Raw genomic sequence first — 24,976 nt, 5'->3', positions numbered from 1 at the left:
GCGGCGCCCCGCTCACCGTGGTCAGGCAATACATCGAGCAGCAGAACCGGCCGGTATGAGCGTTCCCCGGCTCCGCCGGGGCAGGCCGTCATGACGCTTCGCGCCATGAGTGACGAATGTGCCATCCCCGACTCCGCCGGAGCAGACGCGGCGACGCTCCGCGTCGCCACCATCAGATTCGCTTCACCCCCGGCGTGAACGCCGGGGCACTGCGAATGAACCCCGGTAGCTACCTGCCCCCTCGGTCCGGTAGGTCACTCCATGGTTCGGGAAGGCGGCTGACGGCATTGTTGAACCCAACGAACCCAACGGATCCAGAGATCCACGATCCACAGCCGCCATCCGGGAGGAACCTCCAATGGACTACCCGACCGAGACCCGCCACGAGAGCGACCTCGCCCCGCTCCTCACCGTCTGGGACGAGGCGCACCCCGCCGTCGCCGACCCCGAGTGGCGACACCTGCTGGACGAGCTCGCCCACCCCCACACCACCCAGGCGTTCCACCGCCTGGCGGCGACCGCGGCCTAATAGTCCAAGGTTTCCTGAATCCAGGAAGACCTGTACTGTCGAAGCATGCTGACTGTTGCCTCCGACATTGAGGTCCTGGCCCGCTTCGGCCGCGCCCTGGCCGACCCGATCCGCTGCCGCCTCCTGCTGGCCCTGCGCGAGGCCCCCGCCTACCCGTCCGATCTTGCCGAGGTCCTGGGGATCTCCCGTACCCGCCTGTCGAACCACCTGACCTGCCTGCGGGACTGCGGCTTGGTCGTCACCGTCCCCGAAGGCCGCCGCACCCGCTACGAACTCGCCGACGAACGCCTCGGCCACGCCCTCGACGACCTGCGCACCGCCGTCGTCGCGGTCGAGACCGACCGCACCTGCCCCGACGCCGAGGCGAAGGGCTGCTGCTGAGATGACCGCCCTGTCCCTCGGCCCGCCGCCAGTCCGCCGAGACGTACTCGCCAAGCGAATACGACTGCTGGTCGCGGCGACGATCACCTACAACGTGATCGAGGCAGCCGTAGCCATCACCGCCGGCACCCTGGCCTCCTCCACCGCGCTGATCGGCTTCGGCCTCGACTCGGTCATCGAGGTCTCCTCCGCGGCGGCAGTGGCCTGGCAGTTCTCGGCCCGGGACCACACGGTCCGCGAGGCGCGCGAGCGAACCACCCTCCGCATCATCGCTGTGTCCTTCTTCGCCCTCGCCGCCTACGTCACGATCGACGCCGTACGCGCACTGACCGGCTCCGGCGGCGAACCCGAGCACTCCACCCCTGGCATCGTGATCGCCGCCCTGTCCCTGCTGGTCATGCCGTTCCTGTCCGCCGCGCAACGCAGGGCGGGACGCGAACTCGGCTCCGCCTCCGCCGTAGCGGACTCCAAGCAGACCCTCCTGTGCACGTACCTCTCCGCCGTCCTCCTCGTCGGCCTACTCGCCAACACCCTCTTCGGCTGGACCTGGGCCGACCCGATCGCCGCCCTGGTCATCGGCGCGATCGCCGTCAAGGAGGGCCGCGACGCCTGGCAGGGCAAGGGCTGCTGCGCGACCACGGCACTGCCCTCCGCCGATACCGCCGACGCCGGGGCGGACGGGTGCGGATGCCGGCCCGGCTGCGACTGCTGCTGAACGGACCGTCAGGCAGCGCCGCTGACGCCCGGAGCCACAAAGCGCCGGTACATCGGGAAGAACTCCGCCTCGGGATCGCTCTCCACCCCCAGTTCGCCCTTGAGCACGGGCTCGATCCTGGCGGCGATGAACCGGCCGAAGTGCTCCTCCGACTCCCAGATGTCGAGCACATGGAACCCGTCGGCGGCGAACCACGCCACGTGCATCACGCACCCGTCCGGAGGCTCCTCCTCCCACCGCACCTTCTTACGCACCGCGTCGTACAACTCGGGCGTGATCTCGGGCCACACGAAGGTCATCACGACTGCCATGAAGGTGCCTCTCCATCGTCTCGACGCGGCGCGATCCGCGCGGCTACGCACGACGACGCTAAGCAAGCCAGGTCGGACAGGCATCTCGGAGCGGGCATTCGTGGGGGAGCCGTCCTCGTATCAGGTGAGGTCGGCGAGATCCTCCCGGCTGAGGGCGATCGACCCGGCGGCGGTGTTCTCCTCCAGGTGGGCGAGGGAGCCGGTGCCGGGTATGGCGAGGGTGACGGGGGATGCGGCCAGCAACCAGGCCAGAGCGATCTGCGCGACCGTGGCGTCATGCCGTTCCGCGACCTTGGCGATACGGTCACCGCCGACGTCACTCACACCTCCCCCCAGCGGAAAGAACGGCACGTAAGCGATGCCGGCCTCCTCGCATAGGGCCACCACCTCCGTGTCATCGCGCTTGGCGGTGTGGAAATGGTTCTGAACGGCCGAAACAGGCGCGATCGCCCGCGCCTCGGCGAGATGGCCGATGTCGACGTTGCTCAGCCCCAGATGCCGGATCAGCCCCTCCTCACGCATCGCGGCCAGCGCCTCGAAGCGTCCGGCGACGGACTCCCCCTCCGGTGGCGGCGCCACGCCCCCGATCCGCAGATAGACCAGATCGAGCCGATCCACACCAAGGCTTACGAGGTTCTCCTCGACCAACGCTCGCAGCCCCGCGGGATCGCCGATCGCGGCCAACCCCCCGTCGGGGGTACGGACCGGCCCGACCTTGGTGGCAATGACCAGGTCCTCCGGATAGGGATACAGGGCCTCCCGAATCAGAGCATTGGCACGAACGCGCCCGTCCCCACTGGCATAAAAGGCCGCGGTGTCGATGTGATTGATACCGAGCTCGAGGGCCCGACGCAGCACGGCACGACCGGCCTCGGGATCACGTGCCGGCCCCTGGAAACTGTTCGTAGGCAGGCGCATGGCCCCGAAGCCGATCCGGTTGATCGAAAGATCGCCACCAAGGCGGAAGTCATCGTCATCGCTCATGAACACAGCCTGGGCGACGGGCCCTTCGCCCCACGAACCCATGGCAGCTTCCTGCCATCGGGCAGACTGAAGACATGGCAGAGATCGTGACGATCCGCGGCGACCTGGAACTCCTGGCCCGCACCGAACACGTCTTCTCCTCGATCCAAGAGGAGTTCATCTGCGCCGCCCGCGACCTCAACACCTGGCCGCACCCAGGAGCCCGCCGGATCGCCCAAAACCGAATGCGCACCCCCGAAACCCAGACCCACCGGATCCGCAAGCTGTTCAGCCCCTCCGCGCTGGCCGACAAGAACAGCCGCGACCACCTGAGCGAACTCGCCGACAAGGGCGCCGACGTGCGCATCGCCGCCACCGCCCTCCCCCACGAGACGATCATCATCGACCGCCGCTTCGCAATCCTCGCCGGCGCGAACACCCCCGGCCCCCGCGACTACACCCTGACCACCGCCCCCACCCTGGTCGGCACGGTCCACGCCCTCTTCGAAGCGGCATGGGAAACCGCCACCGACCTCAAAGCCTTCCTACGAGGCGACCACCCCCACCTCGACGCCGAAAGCCGCACAGTCCTACGCACCCTCGGCTCCGGCGCCACCGACGAAACAGCCGCCCGCCAACTCGGCATGTCCCTCCGCACGTACCGCCGCCGAGTCGCCGACCTGCTCGACACACTCGACGCGGGTTCACGATTCCAGGCCGGGATGCGGGCGGGGGAGCTGGGCTTGAGCGGCTGAGGAGCCGACGTAGGCGCTGCTGCACGCACCCTGTCCCTCAGTGCAAGACACCCGCATCTCTCCGCGCCTCTCGCCCGTGCGCACTCGTTGATCAGCACGCTCACGACACCGAACGAACTGGCTCCCCACCACACGGTTCGGGGCACAGCAAACCTCCGCGACCACCCCGAGCACAGCCAGGCCAGGCCACCACGCAACCAGCGCATCACACCGTGCGCCCCTCCCGGCTCAGCCTCAGGCTGGTGCCATGGCCAACGCAAAGCCCATCGCGATCTACCCGCCCGGCGAGGACGGAGGCCGACGCGTCCGCGTCGACGGCCGATTCGTGGGGATGGCTTACGGGCTGCTGGACATCATCGAGTTCCTGCGCCTCGCGGGCCTGGAGGACGTCGACGCCGACTGGGTGCGGCAGTCCGGACTGATCGAGTGGCGCGAGGGCGGCCCGGACGTCTGGAAGCACTGAACGCGACAGTGCGTCTCCAGCGCCGGGCCCAGCTGGCTCAGTCGCTGACAGCGGTGCCGTCCGGTCCCGAGCTTCTGGCATCGGCGATACGCCGACCGCGCTCAGCGGCGCGAAGCAAGGCCTGAGCCACGCGCTCGGCGTCGTCCGGTTGCAGGCGAATCTCGTCGGTCCACAGCACCGACAGCCGTACCGTGCCGTTGAGCAGGTTGGTGGCCACATCCACCTCGGCACCGCTTCCGGTGGCGTCGGTGACGTTCAAGTCCTGGTCGCTGCTGTAGGCGCTCACGCATATGAGCATGCACTCCTGTGTACGCGGACGTTGTTGTTCAGGCCTTGATGTCAGGCCTTGATGTCAGAAACGGCCCTGTCAGCTGCGTGTCTTCCGTAAGGTTCCGGCCGTGACGTCGTATGAGCGGTGGTCCCTGATTGCTTCGTTCGGCTCGCTGCTCGTCAGTGTCGTTGCCTTCGGCGCACTGGCGTGGCAGCTCCTCCTGCTGTCCCGCAGCACAGGTCAGGACCACGACAGGCGACGCAAGCAGGCGACGATGGAGTACCTCACGGCCAACATGGACCGGCGGAAGGCGCTGTCCGACGAGGGGATACCTCCCGACCGGGATCAGGAGGCCGTCGCAGCTCTGGTCAGGCTCTCGCTGGCCGGCGACGATCAAGCGACGACACTGATCGCGGCCTACCTCACCACGTTCAATTTCCTGGCTGTCGGGGCGCAGACGGACGCCTTCGACCGAGAGGTCATCGACGAGGCATGGGGCGGTCTCATCATCTCCGTCTGGACCAACTACCGGCCCTGGATCGACCAGAAGCGGCAGGAGCACGGCGAGCCCCGCCTATGGGAGAACCTGGAGTGGCTGGCCGGCAGCATGACGCCACGCCGGTCCGTCGTTCCCACGGGAGGCAGCGGAAGCCTTCCCCCGCAGGGACAACCCGTTCCGTAAGGGGATCAGGCGTCGGCGTCTAGACGTCATCCATAAGTTCTGGCTCCGGCGTCTCGTCCACAAAGCCGTGCTCGGCCGGGCGCGTTGGCCGCTGGGCCAGCCAACCCGAGACTCGGGGACCGCCGTTGATCGCCGACCCCTCCAAGACCGTGCGGACGTGCTCAAACCCCTGGCGGAGGTAGTACGCCTGCAGGTCCTTGTTGGTCGTCCACGCGTCGAGCCGGAGCCATGTGGCTCCCGCCCGGCTCGCCCGATCCCCCGCCCAGTCGAGCAGGCGCGCACCGACGTCCTGCCCGGCATGCGTACGCGCCACGGTGAGCTTGCTGATGAACAGCGAGGGCTCTGTGAGTTCCCGCTCCGCCCAGAGTCCTGCCGTAGCCATAGCCATAGCCGTAGTCCCAGGCGTGAGTGTGATCGTCGCGGCCGTCGCATCGCCGTCCATGGCCATGAAGACGGTGCCTGCCTCGACCGTTTCCAACAGCTTGTCCACGGGGTAGCGGCGCTGCCACTGATCGGTGCCGCGCCGGGAAAGCCACGCTGCGGCCTCCTCACGGAAGGCCAGCAGCTTGGAGACGTCGTCCGGGCGGGCGGGGATGATTCTCACTGGGGCTCGTTCTCGCTTCGGGCGGTCAGGGCGCTCGCCGATCTTCCCGGGGCCGGCGGAGAGGCGATTGCCGTTTGATCGTCTGGATGCGAACCCCACAACGCAAGAGGCCCCGGGATGAACTCCCGGGGCCTCTCACCTGTGTGCACTCGGCAGGATTCGAACCTGCAACCTTCTGATCCGTAGTCAGATGCTCTATCCGTTAAGCTACGAGTGCTTGTTTTGTTTTCCCACCGCTTCGGCCCTCCCGGCCCGCTCGCGGCGACAGGAAGAACATTACATGACTGCCGCCGCCATGTGAAATCCGTTTGCCATACCGCTTGTGACCTGCGAAAACGGCCCTCAGAGCGGGTTCGGGAGCGATGCCGGAACGACGTGGGGACGACGGGACGACATTGGGACGACGAAGCCCCGGCCGTGTCGACCGGGGCTTCGTGATCAGGTGCGGAGGCGGAGGGATTTGAACCCTCGATGGGATTGAAGTCCCAAACCGCATTAGCAGTGCGGCGCCATAGACCGGACTAGGCGACGCCTCCAGCACAACCGCCCGCGCGAGCGCGAGTGGTGCGTGCAGATGATGACACAGTCGAGCGGGGTGTCACCAATCGCCTCCCACGGTACTAGGCGGGCGGGCCGCAGGGCAAAGTCGTAAGCCGTCGTAAGTGGTGGTGGCCGCGGGGCGCAACGTCATGGGGTGCGGGGCGTTAGTCAGGTCATGTTGCAGGTCACCCGGCTCGGCCGGTTCGCGCGGTTCGCCCCACTCCTCGTCGGCGTCGGCTCCGTCGTCTCCCTGTCCGCGGTGCCCGCTGCCGCCGCCTCCGGCTCCTCCCTCCCCTTCCTCCCCTCCCTCCCCTCTCTCGCGCCCCCAGCGACGGGCGGCGACCATCTCACCGTCACCGTGCGGAACGCCGGTGACGCGGACGGGACGTACGAGGTGGACTGTCATCCGGGCGGGGGGAGCCATCCCGATGCCGGTGGGGCGTGTGCCGCCGTCGAGCGGAACACGCGGTGGGGGAAGGACGCGTTCGCTCCCGTGCCCGGGGACAGCGTCTGCACCATGCAGTACGGCGGGCCGGCCACCGCTCATGTCACCGGGACCTGGGCCGGGCGGCCCGTCGACGCGCGGTTCGACCGCAGCAACGGGTGTGAGATCGGGCGGTGGGATCGGTTTGTGCCGTTGCTGCCCGAGGTCGGCGGCAGCGCTCGATAGGGCCCAGTCGGGGGCCACCGCGTTTTCATGGCGGACGCCCCGCCTCCGTAAAAGTCCCGCGAAGGTCTCGCGGAACCGGAGCGCAGTCGAAGCGCAGCCGAAGTGCAGCCGAAGTGGGAGGACAAGCACCTCTTCGCGGATGGGGTCACACGTTCTACGTCACTTCGTCGTGCGACCTCCCTCTCATCCGGCGTCGCGAGCGCAACCGCTGCCCTTAGACTCCCTCGCGTGACACGTCGCGGGCCGGTTGGCAAGATGGCCCGAGCGGTCGGCAAGGTGCGGTAACAGGGAGGAAGCGTCTCGTGAGCAGCAGGCCATCCCGAGGCGCTGCTCGCCTCGCAGCCATACTCGACGCGCTTCCCGATGCGTTGGTGCTGGTCAACGCCAATGGGACCGTCGTCAACGCGAACACCATCGCGCTCGAGGCCTTCGAGGCGCCGGGGACCGCCCTGGTCGGGCGCGGGCTGCTCGATCTGCTGCCGCAGTTCGACTCCAAGCTGATCCCCGGCTCCATGCGGCGGCCCGACCACATGGACCCGCGCGGGCGGACCAAGCCGACCCGGATGATCGCCCGGCGGACCGACGGGACCGAGTTCCCGGTCGAGGTCACCAGCGCGAATCTGGAGAACGGCCAGCAGGCCTACGACAGCTACAGCTACGGCGGCGACGAACTGCTGATGCTCGTCGTACGGGACCTGACCGGAACCGTGGACACCGAGGCCGAGCTGGCCCGGTCGCAGCGGCAGACCGAGATGATCCTGCGGGCCGCGTCCGAGGGCGTCGTGGGCACGGACACCGACGGACGGATCGTCCTCGTCAATCCGGCCGCCGCCCAGATACTGGGATACCGGGCCAGTGACCTCGGCGGACGTCAGCTGCACGACCTCGTGCTGCACTCCCGGGTCGACGGCACGCCCTTCCCGTACGAGGAGTCGCCGCTCGCCGACACCCTGCGCTCGGGGCGCAAGCACCGAGTGCGCGGGCAGGTGGTGTGGTCGAAGAAGGGCGAGAAGCTCCCGGTCGACCTGACGACCGCGCCCGTCCGCGACGGCGACCAGCTCGTCGGCGCCGTGCTGACCTTCACCGACCGGCGGCCGTACGACGCGCTCGCCGACGAGAAGGCCGCCGCCGAGAAGCGGTACGAGGAGGAGCTGGAACGACTCTCCGAGGAGCACGCCTCCGAGCTCACCGCGCTGCGCCAGAAGCACGTGACCGAACTGGAGGAGCTCCAGGAGCAGCACGACGAGGAGCTCGCCGCCGGCGAGGAGCGGTACGCCGCGCTCGGGGAGCGCGAGAAGGACCGGTTCGAGGCTCTCGCCGGACGTCATGAGCAGCTCCTCACCCTGCTCGCGCGGTCCCTGCGCGGACCCCTCGACGAGCTGCGCCGCGAGCTGGCCGCGCTCGCCGCCGACGACGCCGGGCAGCTGTGGCCCGAGGCGAACCAGGTCCTGCATCACCTCTCGGCCGGCTACTCGCGGATCACCACGCTCATCGACAACGTCCTCGGCTACCAGCGGCTCGACACCGGGGCGGACAGCATCACTCGTATGAAGGTGATGCTCGACGCCGTCGTCGCGGCGGGTGTCGACGGGGCCGTGGAGCTCATCGGGCCCGGCCGCGTGCAGTTCGCCGTGCACGCGCCGCCCATCGAGGCCGAGGTCGACGCCCGGCTCCTCGCCACGGCCCTCGCGCACCTCGTCGCGGACGTCGCCGGCGTCGACGCCACCGGCAACTCGCCCGTCTCGGCGGGCGGTTACATGGACAACACGGTCGTCGTCGCGGCGGCGCAGCGCGGTGAGGTCGTACGGATCGAGGTGCGCGGGCCGTACGCCGGGGGAGACCCGGTGCACGAACCGATCGTGCGCGGCATCGTGCGCGCCCACGGCGGCGTGCTGCAGACGCACGAGGTGCCGGGCATGAGCGGCAGTGCGTACGTCCTCGAAGTGCCGCTCGGCGGTGGGGCCGGGGCCGTCGCGGCTCCCGGTCCGGCCGCGATCGAGGCGGCCCCCGCGGAGGCCGTGCTGCCCGAGCAGGCCACCGGCGGCGGTCGGCGGCGGGCCCGGCGGGCCACGACGGACGCCTTCCTGGACAGCGAGGTGCCCGGCGACGCACCCGACGGTTCCGAGGGTGAGGCCTCGGCGCCGACCGGGCGGCGCAGGCGGCGGGCCGCGGGGGCGCCCGCGCAGGAGATCGCGCCGGTTCCGGCCCAGGCTTCGGGTGACGCCGGGGAGGGTTCCGGCGGTGGTACGGGGCGGCGGCGGGGGCGGCCTGCCGAGGTGACGGCCGAGGGTGCGGTCGCCGCCGGTGCGGTTGAGGGTGCGGTTGAGGGTGTGCTCGGGGGTTCGGTCGCCGGTGTCGCCGAGGGGGCCGTCGTCACGGCCGCCGAGCATGCGGCCGGGACCGCTGCCGTGGGGAGCGGGCTGGGCGGGACCGTACCGCCGCAGGGTGTGCCCGCGCCCGAGGGGCAGCTTGCCCTGCGCGGAGGTGGCGAACAGCACGCGTTGCCGACGGGGTTGCCCGCGTTGGCCTCCGGCGGTGGGGCGCAGGCGCAGGGGGCCGACGCGGGACCCGCCGCGCATGCCGAGGGTGCCGACGGTGCCGGCAATGTCGAGAACGGTGGGCAGCCGACCGGGCGGCGCCGGCGTGCGCTGGCCGCCGCGTCGGAGCGGGCCGCGGCGCAGGAGGCCGGGCCCCGTGCGGTGTTCGCCCTGCCGCCCGCGGACGCGGACCGGGCGGCCGAGGGTGCGGAGACTGCGGGGGCGGCGGGGGCGGCGGGGGCGGCGGGGGCTGTGCCGGGTCAGGTGCCGGGTCAGCCTCAGGTTCAGGCACGGGCTCAGGGGCAGGTGCCGGGGGTCGTTCCGGGTGCTCCGGGTGCTCCGGGTGCTCCGGGTGCTCCGGGTGCTCCGGGTGCTCCGGGTGCTCCGGGTGCTCCGGGTGCTCCGACTACTGGACACGCTCAGGTTCCCGGCCAGGGTGGTCCCGGTGACGCCCTCGTCGACGACGGTCGGCACGATGCCGTGCCGCACAGCCAGGCCGATGACCACACGCCGCCGCAGCCGCATCCCACGAGCGTGCCGACGGGGCGTCGCCGACGGGCCGTCGGCCAAGGCGCGGAGGCGGAGCCGACCGGGGTTCCCGTTCAGGAGATTCCGGCGCAGGGAGCACCGGTCCCGGCGGCCGGTGTACCTCAGGCCCATGCGGCCCAGGCAGGCACGGTCGCTCAGGGCGGCGCGGCAGGGCAGCCGGTGCAGCCCGGTCAGATGATGCAGCCGGGGCAGCATCCCGGCGTGCCCGTCCAGCCCGGCGCCCCCGTCCCGCCGCAGGCCGCCGCTCACGGTCGGCCGACCACCACCCCGGCCGCACAGCCCGCACAGCCCGGCCCGGCGGCGCCCGCCCAACCCGCACCCGGCCACCCCGTGCCCAACCCGGCCCAGCCCGCCCTCGGCCAGCCCCTCCCGGCCGAGGCAACCACCGTTCAGGGCCTCCCGCCCCAGGGAGCCCCGGCACAAGGCGCCGCCCAGGGCGCCCCCGCCCCCCAGCCGTGGCCCGCCGCCGACGACAGCACCGGCGCCGGCATGCCCGTACCGCCGAACGGTGCCGCCACCGCCGTACCCCCCAACCCGGCAACCCCACAGAAACCACAGAACCCCCAGAACCCACAAAACCCGCATAACCCGCAGCCCCACCCAGGCACCCCGGCCCCCGGCACCCCCCTCCCTCCCGAGGCGACCGGAGCGACAGGAGCGACAGGAGCCACCGGCACCGCCCCCACCGCCCCCGCCGCACCCCCCCGTGCCGCCCAACCGCTCCCCGCCGAAGCCGCCTCCGCACCCGCCTCCGCACCCGCATCCACACCCCCCGTGGACCCCAACTCCACACAGGGCAGGGCGATCAGCGTGCGGACCTTGGGGCAGGGCGTGCCGTTCAATCGGCAGGCGGTGCAGGTGCAGCAGCCCTCGGCGGGCGGCGCCGGTCCGCTGCCGTCGGCCACGCCTCCCCCGAACCAGCCGGGCGGTTCCGGCAGGCGCCGGAAGCTCGGTACGCGGCCCGACCCCGCCACGGCTACGGCCACGGCGCCGGAGCAGGCGGCACGGCCGCACCCGCCGACCGAGCAGCCCGCCGTACCGCCCCGGCCGAACACGCAGCCGCAGCCGCCGTCGCAGCCCGCGCCCCAGCCCTCGCTCGCCGGGCAGTCGCGGCTCGCGCAGATGACCGAGGGGACCGGGCGGTCGTACGCCATAGGGGCGCCCGACGAGAACGCCGCCGAGGGGCCCGAGCCGCTGGACGGTCCCGGCGGGGCCGTCGAGATCGCGGACACCCCGCGGCCGCAGCCGATGGACGACGAGCTGCCGCCGGAGCCGCTCGACAACCCGCGGCGGCTGCTCGTATGGCCCGCGCCGGACGTGACCACGCAGCAGGCGCTGAGCGACCGCGGGTACCGGCCGGTCATCGTGCACTCGCGCGAGGAGGTCGACGCGCAGATCGCGGCCTTCCCCGCCGCGCTGTTCGTCGACCCGCTGACCGGGCCGATCACGCGGACCGCGCTGCAGTCGCTGCGGCAGGCCGCCGTGGCCGCGGAGGTGCCGGTCCTTGTGACGGCCGGGCTCGGGCAGGCGTCGCGGGAGGCCGCGTACGGGGCCGACCCCGCCGTACTGCTGAAGGCGCTCGCGCCGCGCGACACCGAGCAGCATCCGCCGCGCGTGCTGCTGATCGAGGAGCACGCGGAGATCGCGCTCGCGCTGACCGCGACGCTGGAGCGGCGCGGGATGCAGGTGGCGCGGGCCGCGAGTGACGCCGACGCGGTGACGCTGGCGGGGCAGCTGCGGCCGAACCTGGTCGTGATGGACCTGATGCAGGTGCACAAGCGCAGGGCCGGCATCGTGGACTGGCTGCGCGCGAACGGGCAGCTCAACCGCACCCCGCTCGTCGTCTACACGGCCGCCGTCGACCAGGCGGACCTGCCGCGGCTGGCGTCCGGGGAGACGGTCCTCTTCCTCGCCGAGCGGTCCACCAGCAGCGAGGTGCAGGCGCGGATCGTGGATCTGCTGGCCCGGATCGGGACCAACTAGCCGACCAACCAGCCGACCAACCAGTCCGCGCCTAGGGTGCGATCAGCCTGCGCGCCGCCTCCTTGATCGAGGCGCGCAGGCGGGCTCGGTCGGCCTCCTCCGGGCCCGTGAGAATGCGGCGCATCTGCGGGACGGCGGCGGCCCAGTTGGCCAGGGCGGTCAGCAGGAACAGCAGGTCGCGGGGCGGGAACGCGTCGGTGATGACGCCCCGGGCCTGGCCGTCCTCGATCGCGGCGACCTTCCGCGTGTAGTGGTCCTGGCGCTCGGCCTCGTCGGGCAGCTCGGCGGTGCCGTACTCGATGCCCTCCCAGAAGAGCAGGCGCAGCAGTTCGGGGTGGGTCGCGTGGTAGTCGAGCAGCCGGTCGATCCAGCCCTCGATGTCGTCCGGGTCGACGGGGACCGCGGCGGCGAGGTCGACCATGCGCGTGCCGAGGACCTGGGTGAACAGCTCCGCCTTGTTGCCGAAGTAGGCGTAGATGAGCTGTTTGTTGGCCTTGGCCTCGGCGGCGATACGGTCGATGCGGGCGCCCGCGATGCCATGGCGAGCGAACTCGGCGACCGCCGCTTCGTAGATCCGGGCCTTGGTGGCCTCGGCGTCTCTGACTGCCATGGGGGCAGGGTACCGCCGGACGCGACCTTATAACCAACTGGTTGGTTGACAGGGAATTCGGGTGCGGTTCACACTGTTGCACGTTCCAACCAACCAGTTAGTTGCTAGAGCTGGCTCCAAGAATTCCGAGGAGTACGTCCCCGCCATGCCGACAGCAGTCACCGCCCAACAGGCCCGCACCCCGACCCAGGAGCCGGGTCGTATCGCCGCCCGCTTCCTGCTCCCCCTGATCGCCCTGGCCACCGCCGTCACCGCCGCCAACATCTACCTCGCGGCCCCGCTGCTCCCCCTCATCGCCCGCGACTTCGGCTCGACCCCCTCCGCCGTGGCCTGGGTCGCCTCGGTCGCGCAGTTCGGCTACGCCGCCGGCCTGCTCGTCTTCGCCCCGCTCGGCGACACCGTGAACCGGCGCCGCCTGGTCGCCGTCCTCTCGCTCGTCACGGCCGCGGCACTGGTCGCGGGCGCGATGTCCGCCGGGACCACCGCACTCGCCGCGGCCGTCCTCATCGCCTCCGCCGCGACCGTCGTCCCGCAGCTCCTCGTCCCGCTGGTCGCCCAGCGCGCCCCCGCCGACCGGCGCGCCCGCCATGTCGCGGCCGTCATAGCGGGCCTGTTCACCGGCATCGTCGCGGCCCGCGTCCTCGGCGGCCTGGCCGGGCAGGCCTTCGGCTGGCGGGCGGTGTTCGTGGGCGCGGCGGTACTGACGGCCGCGCTGGGCCTGCTGACCGCGTACGCCCTGCCCGTCGAGCACCGCGCCGCCCGCACCGGCTCCCTGTTCTCCGGCCTCGCCGCCCTGCCGTCCGTCGTCCGCCGCTCGCCCGACCTGTGGCGCGCGTGCGTGCGCCAGGCCGGGATGTACGGCGCCTGGAGCGCCCTGTGGACCTCGCTCGCGCTGCTGCTGACGGCCGAGGACGCGACGGGCTACGGCCTCACCACCGCGACAGCCGGGCTCTTCGGCCTCTTCGGGCTGGCCGCGAGCGTGGTCGCGCCGCTGGCCGGCGGCTTCGTCGACCGCTTCGGCGCCGCCAAGGTCGTACGGTCCGCGTATCTCCTCGCCGCCGCGTCCGTGCCGCTGTTCTGGCTGGGCGGGCATGTGCTGTGGGCTCTCTTCGTGGCCGCGATCGCCGTCCACGCGGCCCTGGTCGCCTCCCACGTCGCCAACCAGACCCTCGCCCTCACCACCACCTCCACCCCGGCCACCGCCAACACCGCCTACGTCGTGGCCGGCTTCGCCGGCGGCGCCATCGCCTCGGCCCTCGCCGGCTCGGCGTTCACCCACTTCGGGTGGGGCGGGGTGTGCGCGGTGGCGGGGGTGTGGCTGGTACTGGGGTGGGCCACGACCGCCGTACGACGGTGAAGTCGGTGTCGGCGTCGGCGTCGGCGTCGGCGTCGATGTCGGCGTCGGCGTCCATGTACGGCGGGCAGGGCCCTCTTGGGCGCCCTGCCCGCCGTATCCCGCGCTAGATGTGCTGACCGGACAGGTTGGTGACGTCCAGCTCCCCCTCCGCGTACCGCCTGCGCAGCACCTTCTTGTCGAACTTGCCCACGCTCGTCTTCGGCACCGCCTCGACGATCGACCAGCGCTCCGGGAGCTGCCACTTGGCGATGTGGCCCTCGTCGGCGAGGAAGGCGCGCAGGGTCTCGAAGTCGGCGGTGGAGCCCTCCTTGAGGACGACCGTGGCCAGCGGGCGCTCGCCCCACTTGTCGTCGGGGACGGCGACCACGGCCGCCTCGGCGACGTCCGGGTGGGACATCAGCGCGTTCTCCAGCTCCACCGAGGAGATCCACTCGCCGCCGGACTTGATGACGTCCTTGGCGCGGTCGGTGAGGGTGAGGAAGCCGTCCGCACTGATGGTGCCGACGTCGCCGGTCTTGAGCCAGCCGTCCTCGCTGAACTTGTCGGCGGGGCGCAGCGGTTCGGCGCCGACGCCGTTGTAGTAGGCGCCGGCGATCCAGGGACCGCGGACCTCCAGTTCACCGGCCGACTCGCCGTCCCAGGCGAGACGTTCGCCGCCGGGGCCGGTGAGGCGGGCCTCGACACTCGTCGGGAAACGGCCCTGGGTCAGGCGGTACGCGAACTCCGCGTCCGTGCCGACGACGTTGGCCGGCGGGCGGGCGACCGTGCCGAGCGGCGACGTCTCCGTCATGCCCCAGGCGTGGCAGACCCGCATGCCGAGCTTGTCGAAGGCCTCCATCAGCGAGGGCGGGCAGGCCGAGCCGCCGATGGTGACCTGCGTGAGGGAGGAGACGTCACGCGGCGTGGCGGTCAGCTCGGCGAGCAGGCCCTGCCAGATGGTGGGCACGGCGGCCGCGTGCGTCGGCTTCTGGGTCTCGATCATCTCGGCGAGCGGGGCCGGCTGGAGGAAGCGGTCCGGCATCAGCATGTTCACGCCGGTCATGAAGGTCGCGTGCGGCAGGCCCCACGCGTTGACGTGGAACTGCGGGACCACGACGAGCGAGGTGTCCTGGTCCGTCAGACCCATCGACTGGGCCATGTTGACCTGCATGGAGTGCAGGTAGATCGAACGGTGGCTGTACACCACGCCCTTGGGGTCACCCGTGGTGCCGGAGGTGTAGCACATCGCGGCGGCCTGGCGCTCGTCCAGCTCCGGCCAGTCGTACGTGGTCGGCTTCCCGGCGATGAGCTCCTCGTACTCGTGCACCTGGACGGTGCCGGCGCCCGCGAGCAGCGAACGGTCGCCCGGACCCGACACCACCACGTGCTCCACCGTCTTGAGGTGCGGGAGCAGCGGGGCGAGCAGGGGCAGCAGCGAACCGTTGGCGATCACGACCCGGTCGGCCGCGTGGTTCACGATCCACGCCAGCTGCTCGGGAGGGAGGCGCAGGTTGAGGGTGTGCAGGACCGCGCCCATGGAGGGGATCGCGAAGTAGGCCTCGACATGCTCGGCGTTGTTCCAGGCAAGCGTCGCCACCCGGTCGTCGCCCGCGACGGCGAGGTCCTCCCGCAGCGCGTGTGCCAGCTGGGCCGCACGGTCGCCGATCTCGGCGAAGGAGCGCCGGTGCGGCTCACCCTCACCGGTCCATGTGATCACCTGTGAGGTGCCGTGGATCGTCGATCCGTGGGTCAGGATTCTCGAGATCAGCAGCGGTACGTCCTGCATCGTGCTCAGCACGGTGTCCTCCCGGGGCGACATTGCCTAGGCGGTGGTAAGGGCTGCGCAAAGTCTGCGCGCATACCGCGCGGTATGTCACTAGGGAAGAGTGATCGATCAGGTCACGTTGCGGTCGATGTGTGAAGACGGTACCGGTCCGGCACTACCGGACCAGCACCAGCTCGGGGTCTTCGCGCAGCTTGCCCAGCGCCCGGGACACCGCCGACTTCACCGTGCCCACCGACACCCCGAGCACCTCGGCCGTCTGTACCTCGCTGAGGTCCTCGTAGTACCTGAGGACGACCATCGCCCGCTGCCGGGCGGGCAGCTTCGTGATCGCCCGCCACATCGCGTCGTGCAGCGCCTGCTGCTCGGCCGGGTCGTCGGCGGTGGCCACCGGCTCCGGCTCGGGCAGCTCGTCGCACGCGAACTCGTCGACCTTGCGCTTGCGCCACTGCGACGTCCGCGTGTTCAGCAGCGCCCTGCGCACATAGCCGTCCAGCGCACGATGGTCCTCGATGCGTTCCCACGCGACGTATGTCTTGGTCAGCGCGGTCTGCAGCAGGTCCTCCGCGTCGCACGGGTTCGCGGTCAGCGACCGGGCGGTACGCAGCAGCACCGGCTGGCGGGCCTTCACGTACGACGAGAACGAGGGGTACGGAAAGGTCTGCGTGGCCGGCGTGGCGGCCTTCGAAGCGCTGGTGCAGACGGGTGTGGTCATGGCTCCACGCTATGAGCGAGGGCGCCTCCGGCTCATCGGCCGTAGGTCCCGAAGACGAGTCCGCCTCAGGTTGTAGGGGTGGTGCCGGCTGCACCTCCTGAAGGTGGACGAGCGGCTCGGGGGTACTGCGGGATGACCCCTGGGGGCTGGGCGCTTCCCCCTGCGATTCATCCGCGGGGGGTGCGCGCTTTCCCCCGCGCTTCATCCGTCGGTGGCAAGCACCAGGCCCGACGTCGGCACCCCCGTCCCCGCCGTCACCAGGATCCGCTCCGCACCCGGTATCTGGTTCGCCGCTGTGCCCCGCAGCTGCCGTACTCCCTCCGCCATGCCGTTCATGCCGTGCAGATACGCCTCCCCGAGCTGCCCGCCGTGCGTGTTGATCGGCAGCTCGGCCCGCCGCATGAAGTCCGCCGCCTCCCCCTTTCCGCAGAAGCCGAACTCCTCCAGCTGCATCAGCACGAACGGTGTGAAGTGGTCGTAGAGGATCCCCACGTCGATGTCGGCCGGTGTGCACCCGGAGGTCCGCCAGAGCTGGCGGGCCACCACGCCCATCTCCGGCAGGCCGGTCAGGTCGTCGCGGTAGAAGCTGGTCATCTGCTCCTGCGCCCGCCCCGCGCCCTGGGCGGCCGCCGCGACGACGGCGGGCCGGTGGGGCAGGTCGCGGGCCCGCTCCACCGAGGTGACGACCAGGGCCTGGCCGCCGTCGGTCTCCTGGCAGCAGTCCAGCAGCCGCAGCGGTTCGGCGATCCAGCGGGAGGCCGCGTGGTCGGCGAGGGTGATGGGCCGGCCGTGGAAGTACGCCGCCGGGTTGGTCGCCGCGTACCCGCGGTCCACGACGGCCACCTGCCCGAAGGCCTCCGGGGTCAGGCCGTACGTGTGCAGATACCGCTGGGCCGCCATCGCCACCCACGACGCCGGGGTGAGCAGCCCGAAGGGGAGGGACCAGCCGAGCGCCGCCCCCTCGGCCGACGGCTCCCGGTGCTGCACCCCCGAGCCGAATCTCCGCCCCGACCGCTCGTTGAAGGCGCGGTAGCAGACCACCACCTCGGCGACGCCGGCGGCGATGGCGAGCGCCGCCTGCTGGACGGTCGCGCAGGCCGCGCCGCCGCCGTAGTGGACGCGGGAGAAGAAGGACAGCTCGCCCATCCCGCAGGCCTGGGCCACGGTGATCTCCGGGCTGGTGTCCATCGTGAACGTGACCATCCCGTCCACGTCGGCCGGCCGCAGCCCGGCGTCGTCCAGTGCCGCCCGCACCGCCTCCGCCGCCAGCCGCAGCTCGCTGCGCCCCGAGTCCTTGGAGAACTCCGTCGCCCCGATGCCGACGATCGCTGCCCGTCCGCCGAGGGTGTCGCGGGTGCGTACGCTCATCCCGCCTCCCCGGCCGGGAGGGCGACCGGTGCCTGGCGGGCACCTGTCCGGCGGGCGGCCAGTGCCGGGAGGGCGACCGTCACCGTGCCGGTCACATGTCTGCCGATGGAGTTGGTGCCGATCACGCGGACGGTCGCGGTGTCGTCGGCCACGTCCTCGATCGTGCCCGTCAACACCATCGTGTCTCCCGGGTAGTTGGGTGCGCCGAGTCTGATGGCCACCTTGCGGAGTACGGCCCGCGGGCCGAAGTGGTCCGTGATGTACCTCCCTACCAGGCCGTTCGTCGTCAGGATGTTCATGAAGATGTCGGGGGAGCCCTTCTGCCGGGCCAGTTCGGCGTCGTGGTGGACGTCCTGGTAGTCGCGCGAGGCGATGGCTCCGGCGACGACGAGGGTGCGGGTGATCGGGATCTCCAGGGGCGGGAGTTCGTCACCGGGGTTCATGCGGCCTCCCCTCGGGCGCGGAAGACCGGCAGCACCAAGTCGTCGTCGTACGCCTGGAATTCGAGCAGGACGGACTGGCCGATCCGCACCTTGTCGTACGGCACCCCCACCACGTTGCTGATCATCCGGACGCCTTCCGCCAGCTCGATCAGGGCGACCGCGTAGGGAGGGTCGAAGGCGGGGAAGGGCGGGTGGTGCAGGACGACGTACGAATAGACCGTCCCCTCGCCGCTCGCCTCGACCGTGTCCCAGTCCGGACAGCCGCAGGTGTTGCAGCCGGGCAGCCAGGGGTGGCGCAGGGTGCCGCAGCCGGTGCAGCGCTGGATCAGCAGCCGGTGCCGCCGGACGCCTTCCCAGAAGCCGGCGTTGTCGCGGTTGACGACCGGACGAGGGCGCGGGGGTTTCTCGTGTCGGCCCGCAGGGGCGTACTTGAGGATGCGGAAACGGTGGGTGCCGGCGAGGTCCCCGCCCACCCGGACGTCCATACGGGTCGTCACGAAGTACCCCGTGCCGAGCTTGGTCGTCTTGCGCTCCGACACCGACTCGATCACCGCGTCGAAGGTGACCTCGTCGCCCGGCCGCAGTGCTCTGATGTACTCCTGCTCGCAGTCGGTGGCGACCACCGAGGTGCAGCCCGCCTCGTCGAGAAGGGCGAGGAGTTCGTCGTACGCCTCGGTCCGTCCGATGTCGGCTCTGTGGCCGGAGAGGCCTCCCATGGTCCACACCTGGAGCATGGTGGGCGGGGCGATGGCGTCCGGGCCCGCATACGCCGGATTGGTGTCGCCCACCGCCTCACACCAGTGGCGGATCATGGGCGCGTTGACGGGGTCCTTGCCGACGCCGGCCACCACGGAGGGCCGTCCCTCATAGGCCTTCAGCCGCTGCTCCAGGTCGCCCGGGTTGCTTGTGTCGCCCAAGTTGCCCAAGTTGCCCAGGTCATCGCTCACCTCCTGCTCGCTGCTCACCATCGCCCCCTCGTCATCCCGTGCCACATTGCATTGACACTTTTGGTACACCGCAGCCGCCGGTCCGGTTCCCACCGATTTCCTGAAGGTTTCTGACTGTCCGTCAGATGGGAGAGGGTGTCAAGGCCGGGGACCCGCATGCGAAAACGCCTGCGCGGCGATGCCGTAGCACCGCCGCACAGACGCGTTTCCACCCCCCCATAGCCCCCCACGGAGCCCCCCACAGGCCCCCCAACCCACGGGAGTCGACCGAGCCGACCCGCGAGCACCGGCCCCTCAGATCACCACCACAGCGGGGTGAAGTTGACGGACGTGTTGTCGTTGCCCTGATTGATGGCCGTGAACGCGGAGCCGTTCACCTGGGCGGTGTTGCTCTGGTTCGAGGCACCGGAGCCGATCGCCTGCTGCTGCGTGGTGGACGAGTTGCCGAAGTTGTCGTTCCCGACGCCGCTGCCACCGACGGTCGCCACACCAGCGTTCGATCCGTTGTCCGCGAAGGCGCCGTTGTCCGCCGTCGCAACGCCGGTGAAGAGCGCGGCGGCGAGCGGGAGGGCGCAGACGGCGGCGATGACGCGGGCGGTACGGATGCTTGCCATGTTGTTCCTCCAGAACATGTACGTGCCGGCTGCGGTGCCGGTCGTACGTGAAATACGGCTTCTACCTGGGCAGTTGGCCGACCGCCCCGGTGCTGTGCACGACGTCGCGAGATCAGAGTTGCCCACAGAAACCCCGGCGAACTACCCCTGAAGCCGTTATTCGTCCTCAAGCGTGATGACATGTCGATAAACCCCTTTCGTGACTTCACGCACCAGCCCAGGACGGTTCCGGACACCTCCACCCAAGCGCCGCACGAGGAGAAGCGTTCCGGCGCATTTCCAGCCAATCCGTCCAGCCCGGCGAGTCATCCCCACCCCCTCTTCCCTTTTTCGAACACGCGTACGAACATAGAGGCATGGCCACCACCGACCGGCAGGCCACGACGCTGGCCCTCGCACACGCCCTGTCAGCCGCCGAACGCGGACTGGCCGTCATCCCCCTGTCCCGGACGAAGCTCCCGGCCCTGCGCTCCCCCCACCGCGACGACCCCTCCGCCCCGCCCTGCCACGGCGAATGCGGCCGCCTCGGCCACGGGGTCTACGACGCCGCCACCGACCCGGACCGCATCCGCGAACTGTTCGCCGCCGCGCCCTGGGCGACCGGCTACGGCATCGCCTGCGGCCTCCCGCCCCACCACCTCATCGGCATCGACCTCGACACCAAGTCCGGCACGGACTCCTCGGCCGCCCTGCGCGAACTGGCCCTGCGCCACCTGTTCACGATCCCCGACACCGTCGTCGTCCTGACCCCCAGCGGCGGCCGGCACCTCTGGCTGAGCGGACCGCCGGACGTCGTCGTCCCCAACTCGGCGGGAAGGCTGGCCCCGGGCATCGACATCCGGGGTGCCGGCGGCTACCTCGTCGGCCCCGGCTCCCGCACCGACCACGGCGCCTACGCCACCGCCCCCGGCACCGCCCACCTCGCCCCCGCGGCCTGCCCGCCCGCGCTGCTCCGCCTCCTGCTCCCCCCGCCCCGCAGCCACCACCCCACGCCCTCGTCGACCGGCGGACACGGCCAGGGCCTCGTCCAGTTCGTCCTCGCCGCCCACGAGGGCCAGCGCAACACCCGCCTGTTCTGGGCGGCCTGCCGCGCCTACGAGGACGGCATCGGCCCCGCCCTCGTCGACCCCCTGATCGAAGCGGCCCTCAACACCGGGCTCACCGAACGCGAGGCCCGCGCGACGATCGCGTCGGCGGCGCGGATGACGGGGCACCGGCCGTAGCGGACAGAGAGTTCCAGGGCGGGCGTACGGGCCTGCAGGGGAAACCGAAATTCACGGGAGCACCATGCACCACCGCCCTGGAGTGCCCACCATGTCCCTGGCCCGCGTGGTCCTCACCTCCGGCCGCTCACTCGACCTCTCCGAGCTGCGGCTGTCCTCCACGTACGGCGGGATGCTGGAGGGCTACCCCTGCAAGCCGGTCAACGAGGCAAAGATCAAGGGCCTGCTACGAGCCGCCGAGCGCACCCTCCCCACCACACCCGTGCACCTCGTCCCGCCCCCGCGCGAGTATCCCGACCAGTACGCCGGAGGCCTCGGCCCGGTAGAGATCCTGCCGTCCGTGGCCTGCGTCGGCTCCTTCCGCTCCACGGCCCTGCACCCGGACCACGACCCGATCCTGTACCGCTCCGCCCTTACGGTCGTCTGGTTCCAGCCCACGACACAGGTGCCGTCGGGCTGCGACGCGGAGGCCGCACTGCGGGACATAGCGTGGGAGGAACTGGCACGGGACTACGAGTTGTAGCCCCCGGAAATCCAGTTTCTAGGTCCCCACCGGTGTGCCAGTGTCGCCCGGTGACTGTTTCCCAATCCGACCTGCTCCGCCGCCAGTTCGACCTCACCTGGGCACTGTTCGAATACCATCTCGACCGGCTCGAACCCGAGGACTTCCTGTGGGAACCGGTGCCCCACTGCTGGACGGTACGCCGCACCGCCGACGGCACGTGGTTCCCGGACTGGGCGGACACCGAGCCCGACCCGGTCCCCGTACCGACCATCGGCTGGCTGAGCTGGCACATCGGCTGGTGGTGGGGCACCACCCTCGACCACGTGGAGCACCGTCCGCCCCGGGCCCGAACCGACGTCACCTGGCCCGGCCCCGGAAAGCCCACGGTCGCCTGGCTCCGCGACCTCCGCACAGCCTGGCTGACCGCCCTGGCCCGCCTCACCGACACCGACCTGTCCGCCACAGCCCCCTTCCCCTGGCAGAACGACCCCGAGCACACGGTCGCCGACATGCTCGCCTGGGCGAACGCCGAGCTGATGAAGAATGTGGCGGAGATCGGGCAGGTTCGGTTGTTGCGGGCGGCGTCGTAGGCGCCGAGCCACGCAGAAGGGGTGCCCCAGATCGGAGCACCCCTTCGAACGAGCGCGGTGGGTGTGGGATTTGAACCCACGGTGACATCGCTGCCACGACGGTTTTCAAGACCGTTCCCTTAGGCCGCTCGGGCAACCCACCCCGCGCCTCCGGTACCGGCGGCGCGGGACAAGAGTAACGGTTGGCGCAGGGCGGTGTGGGGTCAGCTGTCGCCTGTGCGGGAGCCCAGGGTGAGTTCGACCGTGCGGGTCTTGCCGTCGCGTTCGTAGGTGATGGTGACCTTGTCGCCGGGCTTGTGGGTCCAGATCTCGCCGATGAGGGTGGGACCGGAGTCGATCACGCGGTCGTCGAGCTTGGTGATGACGTCGCCGGGCTTGAGGCCGGCCTTGGCGGCGGGGCCGCCCGCCTCGACCGGGTCGGAGCCGCTGGCGGCCTGTTCGGTGATCTGGGCGCCGCCCGTGGAGTCGTCCAGGGAGACGGACGCGCCGATCTTGGCGTAGACGGGCTTGCCGGTCTGGATCAGCTGCTGGGCGACGTACTTGGCCTGGTTGATCGGGATGGCGAAGCCGAGGCCGATCGAGCCGGACTGGCTGGTGCCGCCGAGGCCGCCGTTGCTGCTGGACTGGATGGCGGAGTTGATGCCGATGACGTTGCCCTGGGCGTCCAGGAGCGGGCCGCCGGAGTTGCCGGGGTTGATGGAGGCGTCGGTCTGCAGGGCGCTCATGTAGGACGCGTTGCTGCCGGTGCCGTCGCTGGACGCGACGGGGCGGTTCTTCGCGCTGATGATGCCTGTCGTGACCGTGTTGGAGAGGCCGAAGGGGGCGCCGATCGCGATCGTCGAGTCGCCGACGGCCACCTTGTCGGAGTCGCCGAGTGTGAGCGGCTTGAGGTCCGACGGGGCGTTCTTGAGCTTGATGACCGCCACGTCGTAGCCCTGTGCGTGGCCGACGACCTCGGCGTCGTACTTCTTGCCGTTCGGGAAGGTCGCCGTGACCTTGCCGCCGTCGACCGCGTCGGCGACCACGTGGTTGTTGGTGACGATGTGGCCTTCGGTGTCGAAGACGAACCCGGTGCCGGTGCCGCCCTCGCCGCTGGTGGACTCGGCCTCGATGGTGACGGTGCTGGGCAGCGCCTTGGCGGCGACGCCGGCGACCGTGCCGGCGTCGCGCTTGACGGAGCCGCCGCTGTCGGAGGCGGAGACGGTGGTGGAGGAGCTGCTGTCGTCGTTCTTGGCCAGGGTGTAGCCGAGGCCGCCGCCCAGGCCGCCGGCGAACAGCGCGGCCACCAGGATCGCGGCGACGAGGCCGCCGCGGCCGTTGCGGGGCTTCGGTGCGGGCTGCTGGTAGGCGGCACCCCAGACGGATCCCGAGCCGCCGGAGCCGCCGTCGCCGTAGCCGTAGCCGGGGGTGCCGGAGCCGCCGTCGGCGTACGACGGGGTGGCCGGGGGCGGTGGGGGCGGCCAGGCTCCCTGCGGCGAGGTGCCTCCATGCGAGGTGCCTCCATGCGGGGTACCCCCCTGCGGCGCGCCGCCGGAGTCCGCCGCGGCGTAGGCGGGGGTCTGGCCCGCGTGCACCAGCTGCTGCTCCTGGGCGCCGGAGGCGCTCGGCGGCGTCGGCGGGAGCGGAGTCGTCGGGGCGCCTGCGCCGGGAGCGGTGGGCTCCTGGGGCGCCGAAGCAGCGGGAGCATCCACCGGCACGGGAGGTGCGGACGGGGCCGGGGGTACCGCGGTGCCCTCGTTCTCGGTGCTCACAGCTTCTCTCCTCGATCCACGGCTGTAGTTTGTCGGTCGCACTCGGTCACGCGCTTCACGCTTCGCGTTGGTCGACGGTCCGGCGCGATGCAGCTGTGCATGTGTGTTTGTATGCCGTCAGCATTTCCCACAGGCCGTCAGAGCACCATAAGCGGTGCCTGTGGGTCCACGACCATTCTTTATATAGGTTATGTGGGACAAATGACGCGCAATCCCAGGGACTCTGTTCGCATGCGTACCCCCGAGCGGTGGCACCATGACGCGGTGACCCACGTACGACAGCACCGGATTCAGGTCGTCGCCCACCGCGGAGCCTCGGAAGAGGCCCCCGAGCACACGCTGGCCGCGTACCGGAAGGCGATCGAGGACGGTGCCGACGCCCTCGAATGCGATGTACGGCTGACCGCGGACGGCCATCTCGTCTGTGTCCACGACCGTCGCGTCAACCGTACGTCCAACGGCCGCGGAGCGGTCTCCGCACTGGAGCTCGCCGATCTCGCCGCCCTGGACTTCGGTTCCAGGAAGACCCGGGACTTCTGGCGCACCCGCGACGAGGAGCCCGACTGGGAGTTCCGCCCCGAGGACCGTGAGGACACCTCCGTCCTCACCCTGGAGCGGCTCCTCGAACTCGTCGCCGACGCGGGGCGCCGGGTGGAGCTGGCGATCGAGACCAAGCACCCCACGCGGTGGGCGGGGCAGGTCGAGGAGCGGCTGCTGGTGCTGCTGAAGCGGTTCGGGCTGGACGCCCCGGCGTCCGCGGCCGAGTCGTCGGTGCGGGTCATGAGTTTCTCGGCGCGCTCGCTGCACCGGGTGCGAGCCGCCTCGCCGACGCTGCCGACGGTCTACCTGATGCAGTTCGTCTCGCCCCGGCTGCGCGACGGACGGCTGCCGGCGGGCGTCGGAATCGCGGGTCCCTCGATCCGGATCGTGCGCAATCACCCGGCGTACATCGAACGTCTGAAACGAGCCGGGAACCAGGTACACGTGTGGACCGTGAACGAGCCCGAGGACGTCGATCTCTGCGTCGACCTGGGCGTCGACGCCATCATCACCAACCGCCCGCGCGCGGTACTGGGCCGGCTGGGCCGCTGACGCACGCGCGCGTGCGTCACGACTCTTGACCCGGCAGCCCCACTGG

At 71.0% G+C, this 24,976-nt stretch carries 25 protein-coding genes and 3 tRNA genes; 13 read left to right on the top strand and 15 right to left on the bottom strand.

The annotated features are described in order from the left end of the window. Positions 1–358: 358 nt before the first annotated feature. Genes AC5P09_RS29090 through AC5P09_RS29080 form a run of 3 tightly spaced genes read left to right on the top strand, consistent with a single transcriptional unit; the run spans position 359 to position 1,625 of the window. Positions 359–529: a hypothetical protein gene (locus AC5P09_RS29090; protein ID WP_307675948.1), complete on the top strand. Its 171-nt coding sequence runs from the start codon at positions 359–361 to the stop codon at positions 527–529. Positions 530–574: 45 nt separating this feature from the next. After that, positions 575–910: an ArsR/SmtB family transcription factor gene (locus tag AC5P09_RS29085; protein WP_493876715.1), complete on the top strand. Its 336-nt coding sequence runs from the start codon at positions 575–577 to the stop codon at positions 908–910. 1 nt (position 911) lies between these two features. Next, the gene (locus AC5P09_RS29080) at positions 912–1,625 is read left to right on the top strand and encodes a cation diffusion facilitator family transporter (protein ID WP_493876714.1); all 714 of its coding nucleotides are present in this window, start codon (positions 912–914) and stop codon (positions 1,623–1,625) included. An 8-nt stretch (positions 1,626–1,633) separates the two neighbouring features. On the opposite strand, the gene AC5P09_RS29075 is transcribed toward AC5P09_RS29080, so the two are convergent. After that, a complete protein-coding gene (locus tag AC5P09_RS29075) occupies positions 1,634–1,936 on the bottom strand; it encodes a hypothetical protein (protein ID WP_493876713.1) in 303 nt (100 codons plus the stop codon). 120 nt (positions 1,937–2,056) lie between these two features. Further along, on the bottom strand, positions 2,057–2,920 hold the full coding sequence (locus tag AC5P09_RS29070) for an aldo/keto reductase (RefSeq protein WP_493876712.1): 864 nt from the start codon (positions 2,918–2,920) through the stop codon (positions 2,057–2,059). A 74-nt stretch (positions 2,921–2,994) separates the two neighbouring features. Between AC5P09_RS29070 and AC5P09_RS29065 the strand changes: the two genes are divergently transcribed. Together AC5P09_RS29065 and AC5P09_RS29060 are read left to right on the top strand one after the other, a co-directional pair. Continuing rightward, positions 2,995–3,654, top strand: a complete 660-nt coding sequence (locus tag AC5P09_RS29065) for a DNA-binding response regulator (protein WP_493876711.1) — start codon at positions 2,995–2,997, stop codon at positions 3,652–3,654. Positions 3,655–3,901: 247 nt separating this feature from the next. Further along, positions 3,902–4,117 (top strand): hypothetical protein, encoded by a 216-nt coding sequence (locus AC5P09_RS29060; RefSeq protein WP_493876710.1) that lies wholly within the window; start codon positions 3,902–3,904, stop codon positions 4,115–4,117. Positions 4,118–4,154: 37 nt separating this feature from the next. On the opposite strand, the gene AC5P09_RS29055 is transcribed toward AC5P09_RS29060, so the two are convergent. Next, on the bottom strand, positions 4,155–4,403 hold the full coding sequence (locus tag AC5P09_RS29055) for a hypothetical protein (RefSeq protein ID WP_493876709.1): 249 nt from the start codon (positions 4,401–4,403) through the stop codon (positions 4,155–4,157). Between the two features lie 112 nt (positions 4,404–4,515). Between AC5P09_RS29055 and AC5P09_RS29050 the strand changes: the two genes are divergently transcribed. Further along, positions 4,516–5,070 carry a DUF4760 domain-containing protein gene (locus AC5P09_RS29050; protein WP_493876708.1) on the top strand — a complete coding sequence of 185 codons (555 nt, stop codon included), beginning with the start codon at positions 4,516–4,518 and terminating at the stop codon, positions 5,068–5,070. Between the two features lie 19 nt (positions 5,071–5,089). Here the strand turns inward: AC5P09_RS29050 and AC5P09_RS29045 are convergent, their stop codons facing one another. The 3 genes from AC5P09_RS29045 to AC5P09_RS29035 all read right to left on the bottom strand — a co-directional run bounded on the left by AC5P09_RS29045 (position 5,090) and on the right by AC5P09_RS29035 (position 6,210). Then, positions 5,090–5,674: a GNAT family N-acetyltransferase gene (locus tag AC5P09_RS29045; protein ID WP_493876707.1), complete on the bottom strand. Its 585-nt coding sequence runs from the start codon at positions 5,672–5,674 to the stop codon at positions 5,090–5,092. 144 nt (positions 5,675–5,818) lie between these two features. Further along, a tRNA-Arg gene (locus AC5P09_RS29040) sits at positions 5,819–5,891 on the bottom strand. A 228-nt stretch (positions 5,892–6,119) separates the two neighbouring features. Continuing rightward, positions 6,120–6,210: transfer RNA gene (locus tag AC5P09_RS29035), tRNA-Ser, on the bottom strand. Between the two features lie 179 nt (positions 6,211–6,389). Here AC5P09_RS29035 and AC5P09_RS29030 point away from each other — a divergent pair. After that, the gene (locus tag AC5P09_RS29030; RefSeq protein WP_493876706.1) at positions 6,390–6,884 is read left to right on the top strand and encodes an SSI family serine proteinase inhibitor; all 495 of its coding nucleotides are present in this window, start codon (positions 6,390–6,392) and stop codon (positions 6,882–6,884) included. 302 nt (positions 6,885–7,186) lie between these two features. Continuing rightward, on the top strand, positions 7,187–11,953 hold the full coding sequence (locus tag AC5P09_RS29025; protein ID WP_493876705.1) for a PAS domain-containing protein: 4,767 nt from the start codon (positions 7,187–7,189) through the stop codon (positions 11,951–11,953). 31 nt (positions 11,954–11,984) lie between these two features. Here AC5P09_RS29025 and AC5P09_RS29020 read toward each other — a convergent pair whose 3' ends face one another. Then, a complete protein-coding gene (locus tag AC5P09_RS29020) occupies positions 11,985–12,563 on the bottom strand; it encodes a TetR/AcrR family transcriptional regulator (protein WP_307675959.1) in 579 nt (192 codons plus the stop codon). A gap of 145 nt (positions 12,564–12,708) precedes the next feature. Here AC5P09_RS29020 and AC5P09_RS29015 point away from each other — a divergent pair, with 145 nt between their 5' ends. After that, positions 12,709–13,920, top strand: a complete 1,212-nt coding sequence (locus tag AC5P09_RS29015; protein ID WP_493876704.1) for an MFS transporter — start codon at positions 12,709–12,711, stop codon at positions 13,918–13,920. Positions 13,921–14,023: 103 nt separating this feature from the next. On the opposite strand, the gene AC5P09_RS29010 is transcribed toward AC5P09_RS29015, so the two are convergent. The 6 genes from AC5P09_RS29010 to AC5P09_RS28985 form a co-directional block, all read right to left on the bottom strand. Beyond that, positions 14,024–15,718 (bottom strand): long-chain fatty acid--CoA ligase, encoded by a 1,695-nt coding sequence (locus AC5P09_RS29010; protein WP_493876703.1) that lies wholly within the window; start codon positions 15,716–15,718, stop codon positions 14,024–14,026. A 121-nt stretch (positions 15,719–15,839) separates the two neighbouring features. Further along, positions 15,840–16,397, bottom strand: a complete 558-nt coding sequence (locus AC5P09_RS29005; RefSeq protein ID WP_329339117.1) for a SigE family RNA polymerase sigma factor — start codon at positions 16,395–16,397, stop codon at positions 15,840–15,842. A 201-nt stretch (positions 16,398–16,598) separates the two neighbouring features. Then, positions 16,599–17,765, bottom strand: a complete 1,167-nt coding sequence (locus AC5P09_RS29000) for a lipid-transfer protein (protein ID WP_493876702.1) — start codon at positions 17,763–17,765, stop codon at positions 16,599–16,601. Beyond that, complete coding sequence (locus tag AC5P09_RS28995) at positions 17,762–18,208, bottom strand: MaoC family dehydratase (protein ID WP_493876701.1); 447 nt, start codon at positions 18,206–18,208, stop codon at positions 17,762–17,764. The genes AC5P09_RS29000 and AC5P09_RS28995 overlap by 4 nt, the downstream gene beginning before the upstream one ends. Continuing rightward, positions 18,205–19,125, bottom strand: a complete 921-nt coding sequence (locus AC5P09_RS28990) for a bifunctional MaoC family dehydratase N-terminal/OB-fold nucleic acid binding domain-containing protein (protein ID WP_493876700.1) — start codon at positions 19,123–19,125, stop codon at positions 18,205–18,207. Before AC5P09_RS28990 ends, AC5P09_RS28995 begins: the two co-directional genes overlap by 4 nt. A 329-nt stretch (positions 19,126–19,454) precedes the next feature. Then, positions 19,455–19,769 (bottom strand): hypothetical protein, encoded by a 315-nt coding sequence (locus AC5P09_RS28985; protein WP_493876699.1) that lies wholly within the window; start codon positions 19,767–19,769, stop codon positions 19,455–19,457. Positions 19,770–20,125: 356 nt separating this feature from the next. On the opposite strand from AC5P09_RS28985, the gene AC5P09_RS28980 reads away from it, so the two are divergent. The 3 genes from AC5P09_RS28980 to AC5P09_RS28970 all read left to right on the top strand — a co-directional run bounded on the left by AC5P09_RS28980 (position 20,126) and on the right by AC5P09_RS28970 (position 22,087). Then, positions 20,126–20,992, top strand: a complete 867-nt coding sequence (locus tag AC5P09_RS28980) for a bifunctional DNA primase/polymerase (protein WP_493876698.1) — start codon at positions 20,126–20,128, stop codon at positions 20,990–20,992. A 91-nt stretch (positions 20,993–21,083) separates the two neighbouring features. After that, positions 21,084–21,515: a hypothetical protein gene (locus AC5P09_RS28975; RefSeq protein ID WP_493876697.1), complete on the top strand. Its 432-nt coding sequence runs from the start codon at positions 21,084–21,086 to the stop codon at positions 21,513–21,515. Between the two features lie 50 nt (positions 21,516–21,565). Beyond that, positions 21,566–22,087: a DinB family protein gene (locus AC5P09_RS28970; RefSeq protein ID WP_493876696.1), complete on the top strand. Its 522-nt coding sequence runs from the start codon at positions 21,566–21,568 to the stop codon at positions 22,085–22,087. Positions 22,088–22,142: 55 nt separating this feature from the next. Here AC5P09_RS28970 and AC5P09_RS28965 read toward each other — a convergent pair. Next, positions 22,143–22,229, bottom strand: a tRNA-Ser gene (locus AC5P09_RS28965). Between the two features lie 61 nt (positions 22,230–22,290). Further along, positions 22,291–23,838 (bottom strand): S1C family serine protease, encoded by a 1,548-nt coding sequence (locus tag AC5P09_RS28960; protein WP_493876695.1) that lies wholly within the window; start codon positions 23,836–23,838, stop codon positions 22,291–22,293. 264 nt (positions 23,839–24,102) lie between these two features. On the opposite strand from AC5P09_RS28960, the gene AC5P09_RS28955 reads away from it, so the two are divergent. After that, on the top strand, positions 24,103–24,930 hold the full coding sequence (locus tag AC5P09_RS28955; protein WP_493876718.1) for a glycerophosphodiester phosphodiesterase: 828 nt from the start codon (positions 24,103–24,105) through the stop codon (positions 24,928–24,930). Positions 24,931–24,976 lie beyond the last annotated feature (46 nt).

This window comes from Streptomyces sp. a15 (assembly GCF_059026085.1).
This window is presented reverse-complemented; position numbering and strand designations above follow the sequence as displayed.

Bases quoted from the DNA above. Each gene is read 5' to 3' on its own strand.
- AC5P09_RS29090 (WP_307675948.1), top strand. From the start codon at position 359: ATGGACTACCCGACCGAGACCCGCCACGAGAGCGACCTCGCCCCGCTC.
- AC5P09_RS29000 (WP_493876702.1), bottom strand. From the start codon at position 17,765: ATGAGCGTACGCACCCGCGACACCCTCGGCGGACGGGCAGCGATCGTC.
- AC5P09_RS29030 (WP_493876706.1), top strand. From the start codon at position 6,390: ATGTTGCAGGTCACCCGGCTCGGCCGGTTCGCGCGGTTCGCCCCACTC.
- AC5P09_RS29065 (WP_493876711.1), top strand. From the start codon at position 2,995: ATGGCAGAGATCGTGACGATCCGCGGCGACCTGGAACTCCTGGCCCGC.
- AC5P09_RS29070 (WP_493876712.1), bottom strand. From the start codon at position 2,920: ATGAGCGATGACGATGACTTCCGCCTTGGTGGCGATCTTTCGATCAAC.
- AC5P09_RS28985 (WP_493876699.1), bottom strand. From the start codon at position 19,769: ATGGCAAGCATCCGTACCGCCCGCGTCATCGCCGCCGTCTGCGCCCTC.
- AC5P09_RS29060 (WP_493876710.1), top strand. From the start codon at position 3,902: ATGGCCAACGCAAAGCCCATCGCGATCTACCCGCCCGGCGAGGACGGA.
- AC5P09_RS28995 (WP_493876701.1), bottom strand. From the start codon at position 18,208: ATGAACCCCGGTGACGAACTCCCGCCCCTGGAGATCCCGATCACCCGC.
- AC5P09_RS29015 (WP_493876704.1), top strand. From the start codon at position 12,709: ATGCCGACAGCAGTCACCGCCCAACAGGCCCGCACCCCGACCCAGGAG.
- AC5P09_RS29085 (WP_493876715.1), top strand. From the start codon at position 575: ATGCTGACTGTTGCCTCCGACATTGAGGTCCTGGCCCGCTTCGGCCGC.
- AC5P09_RS28980 (WP_493876698.1), top strand. From the start codon at position 20,126: ATGGCCACCACCGACCGGCAGGCCACGACGCTGGCCCTCGCACACGCC.
- AC5P09_RS29075 (WP_493876713.1), bottom strand. From the start codon at position 1,936: ATGGCAGTCGTGATGACCTTCGTGTGGCCCGAGATCACGCCCGAGTTG.
- AC5P09_RS29005 (WP_329339117.1), bottom strand. From the start codon at position 16,397: ATGACCACACCCGTCTGCACCAGCGCTTCGAAGGCCGCCACGCCGGCC.
- AC5P09_RS29010 (WP_493876703.1), bottom strand. From the start codon at position 15,718: ATGTCGCCCCGGGAGGACACCGTGCTGAGCACGATGCAGGACGTACCG.
- AC5P09_RS29080 (WP_493876714.1), top strand. From the start codon at position 912: ATGACCGCCCTGTCCCTCGGCCCGCCGCCAGTCCGCCGAGACGTACTC.
- AC5P09_RS29020 (WP_307675959.1), bottom strand. From the start codon at position 12,563: ATGGCAGTCAGAGACGCCGAGGCCACCAAGGCCCGGATCTACGAAGCG.
- AC5P09_RS28975 (WP_493876697.1), top strand. From the start codon at position 21,084: ATGTCCCTGGCCCGCGTGGTCCTCACCTCCGGCCGCTCACTCGACCTC.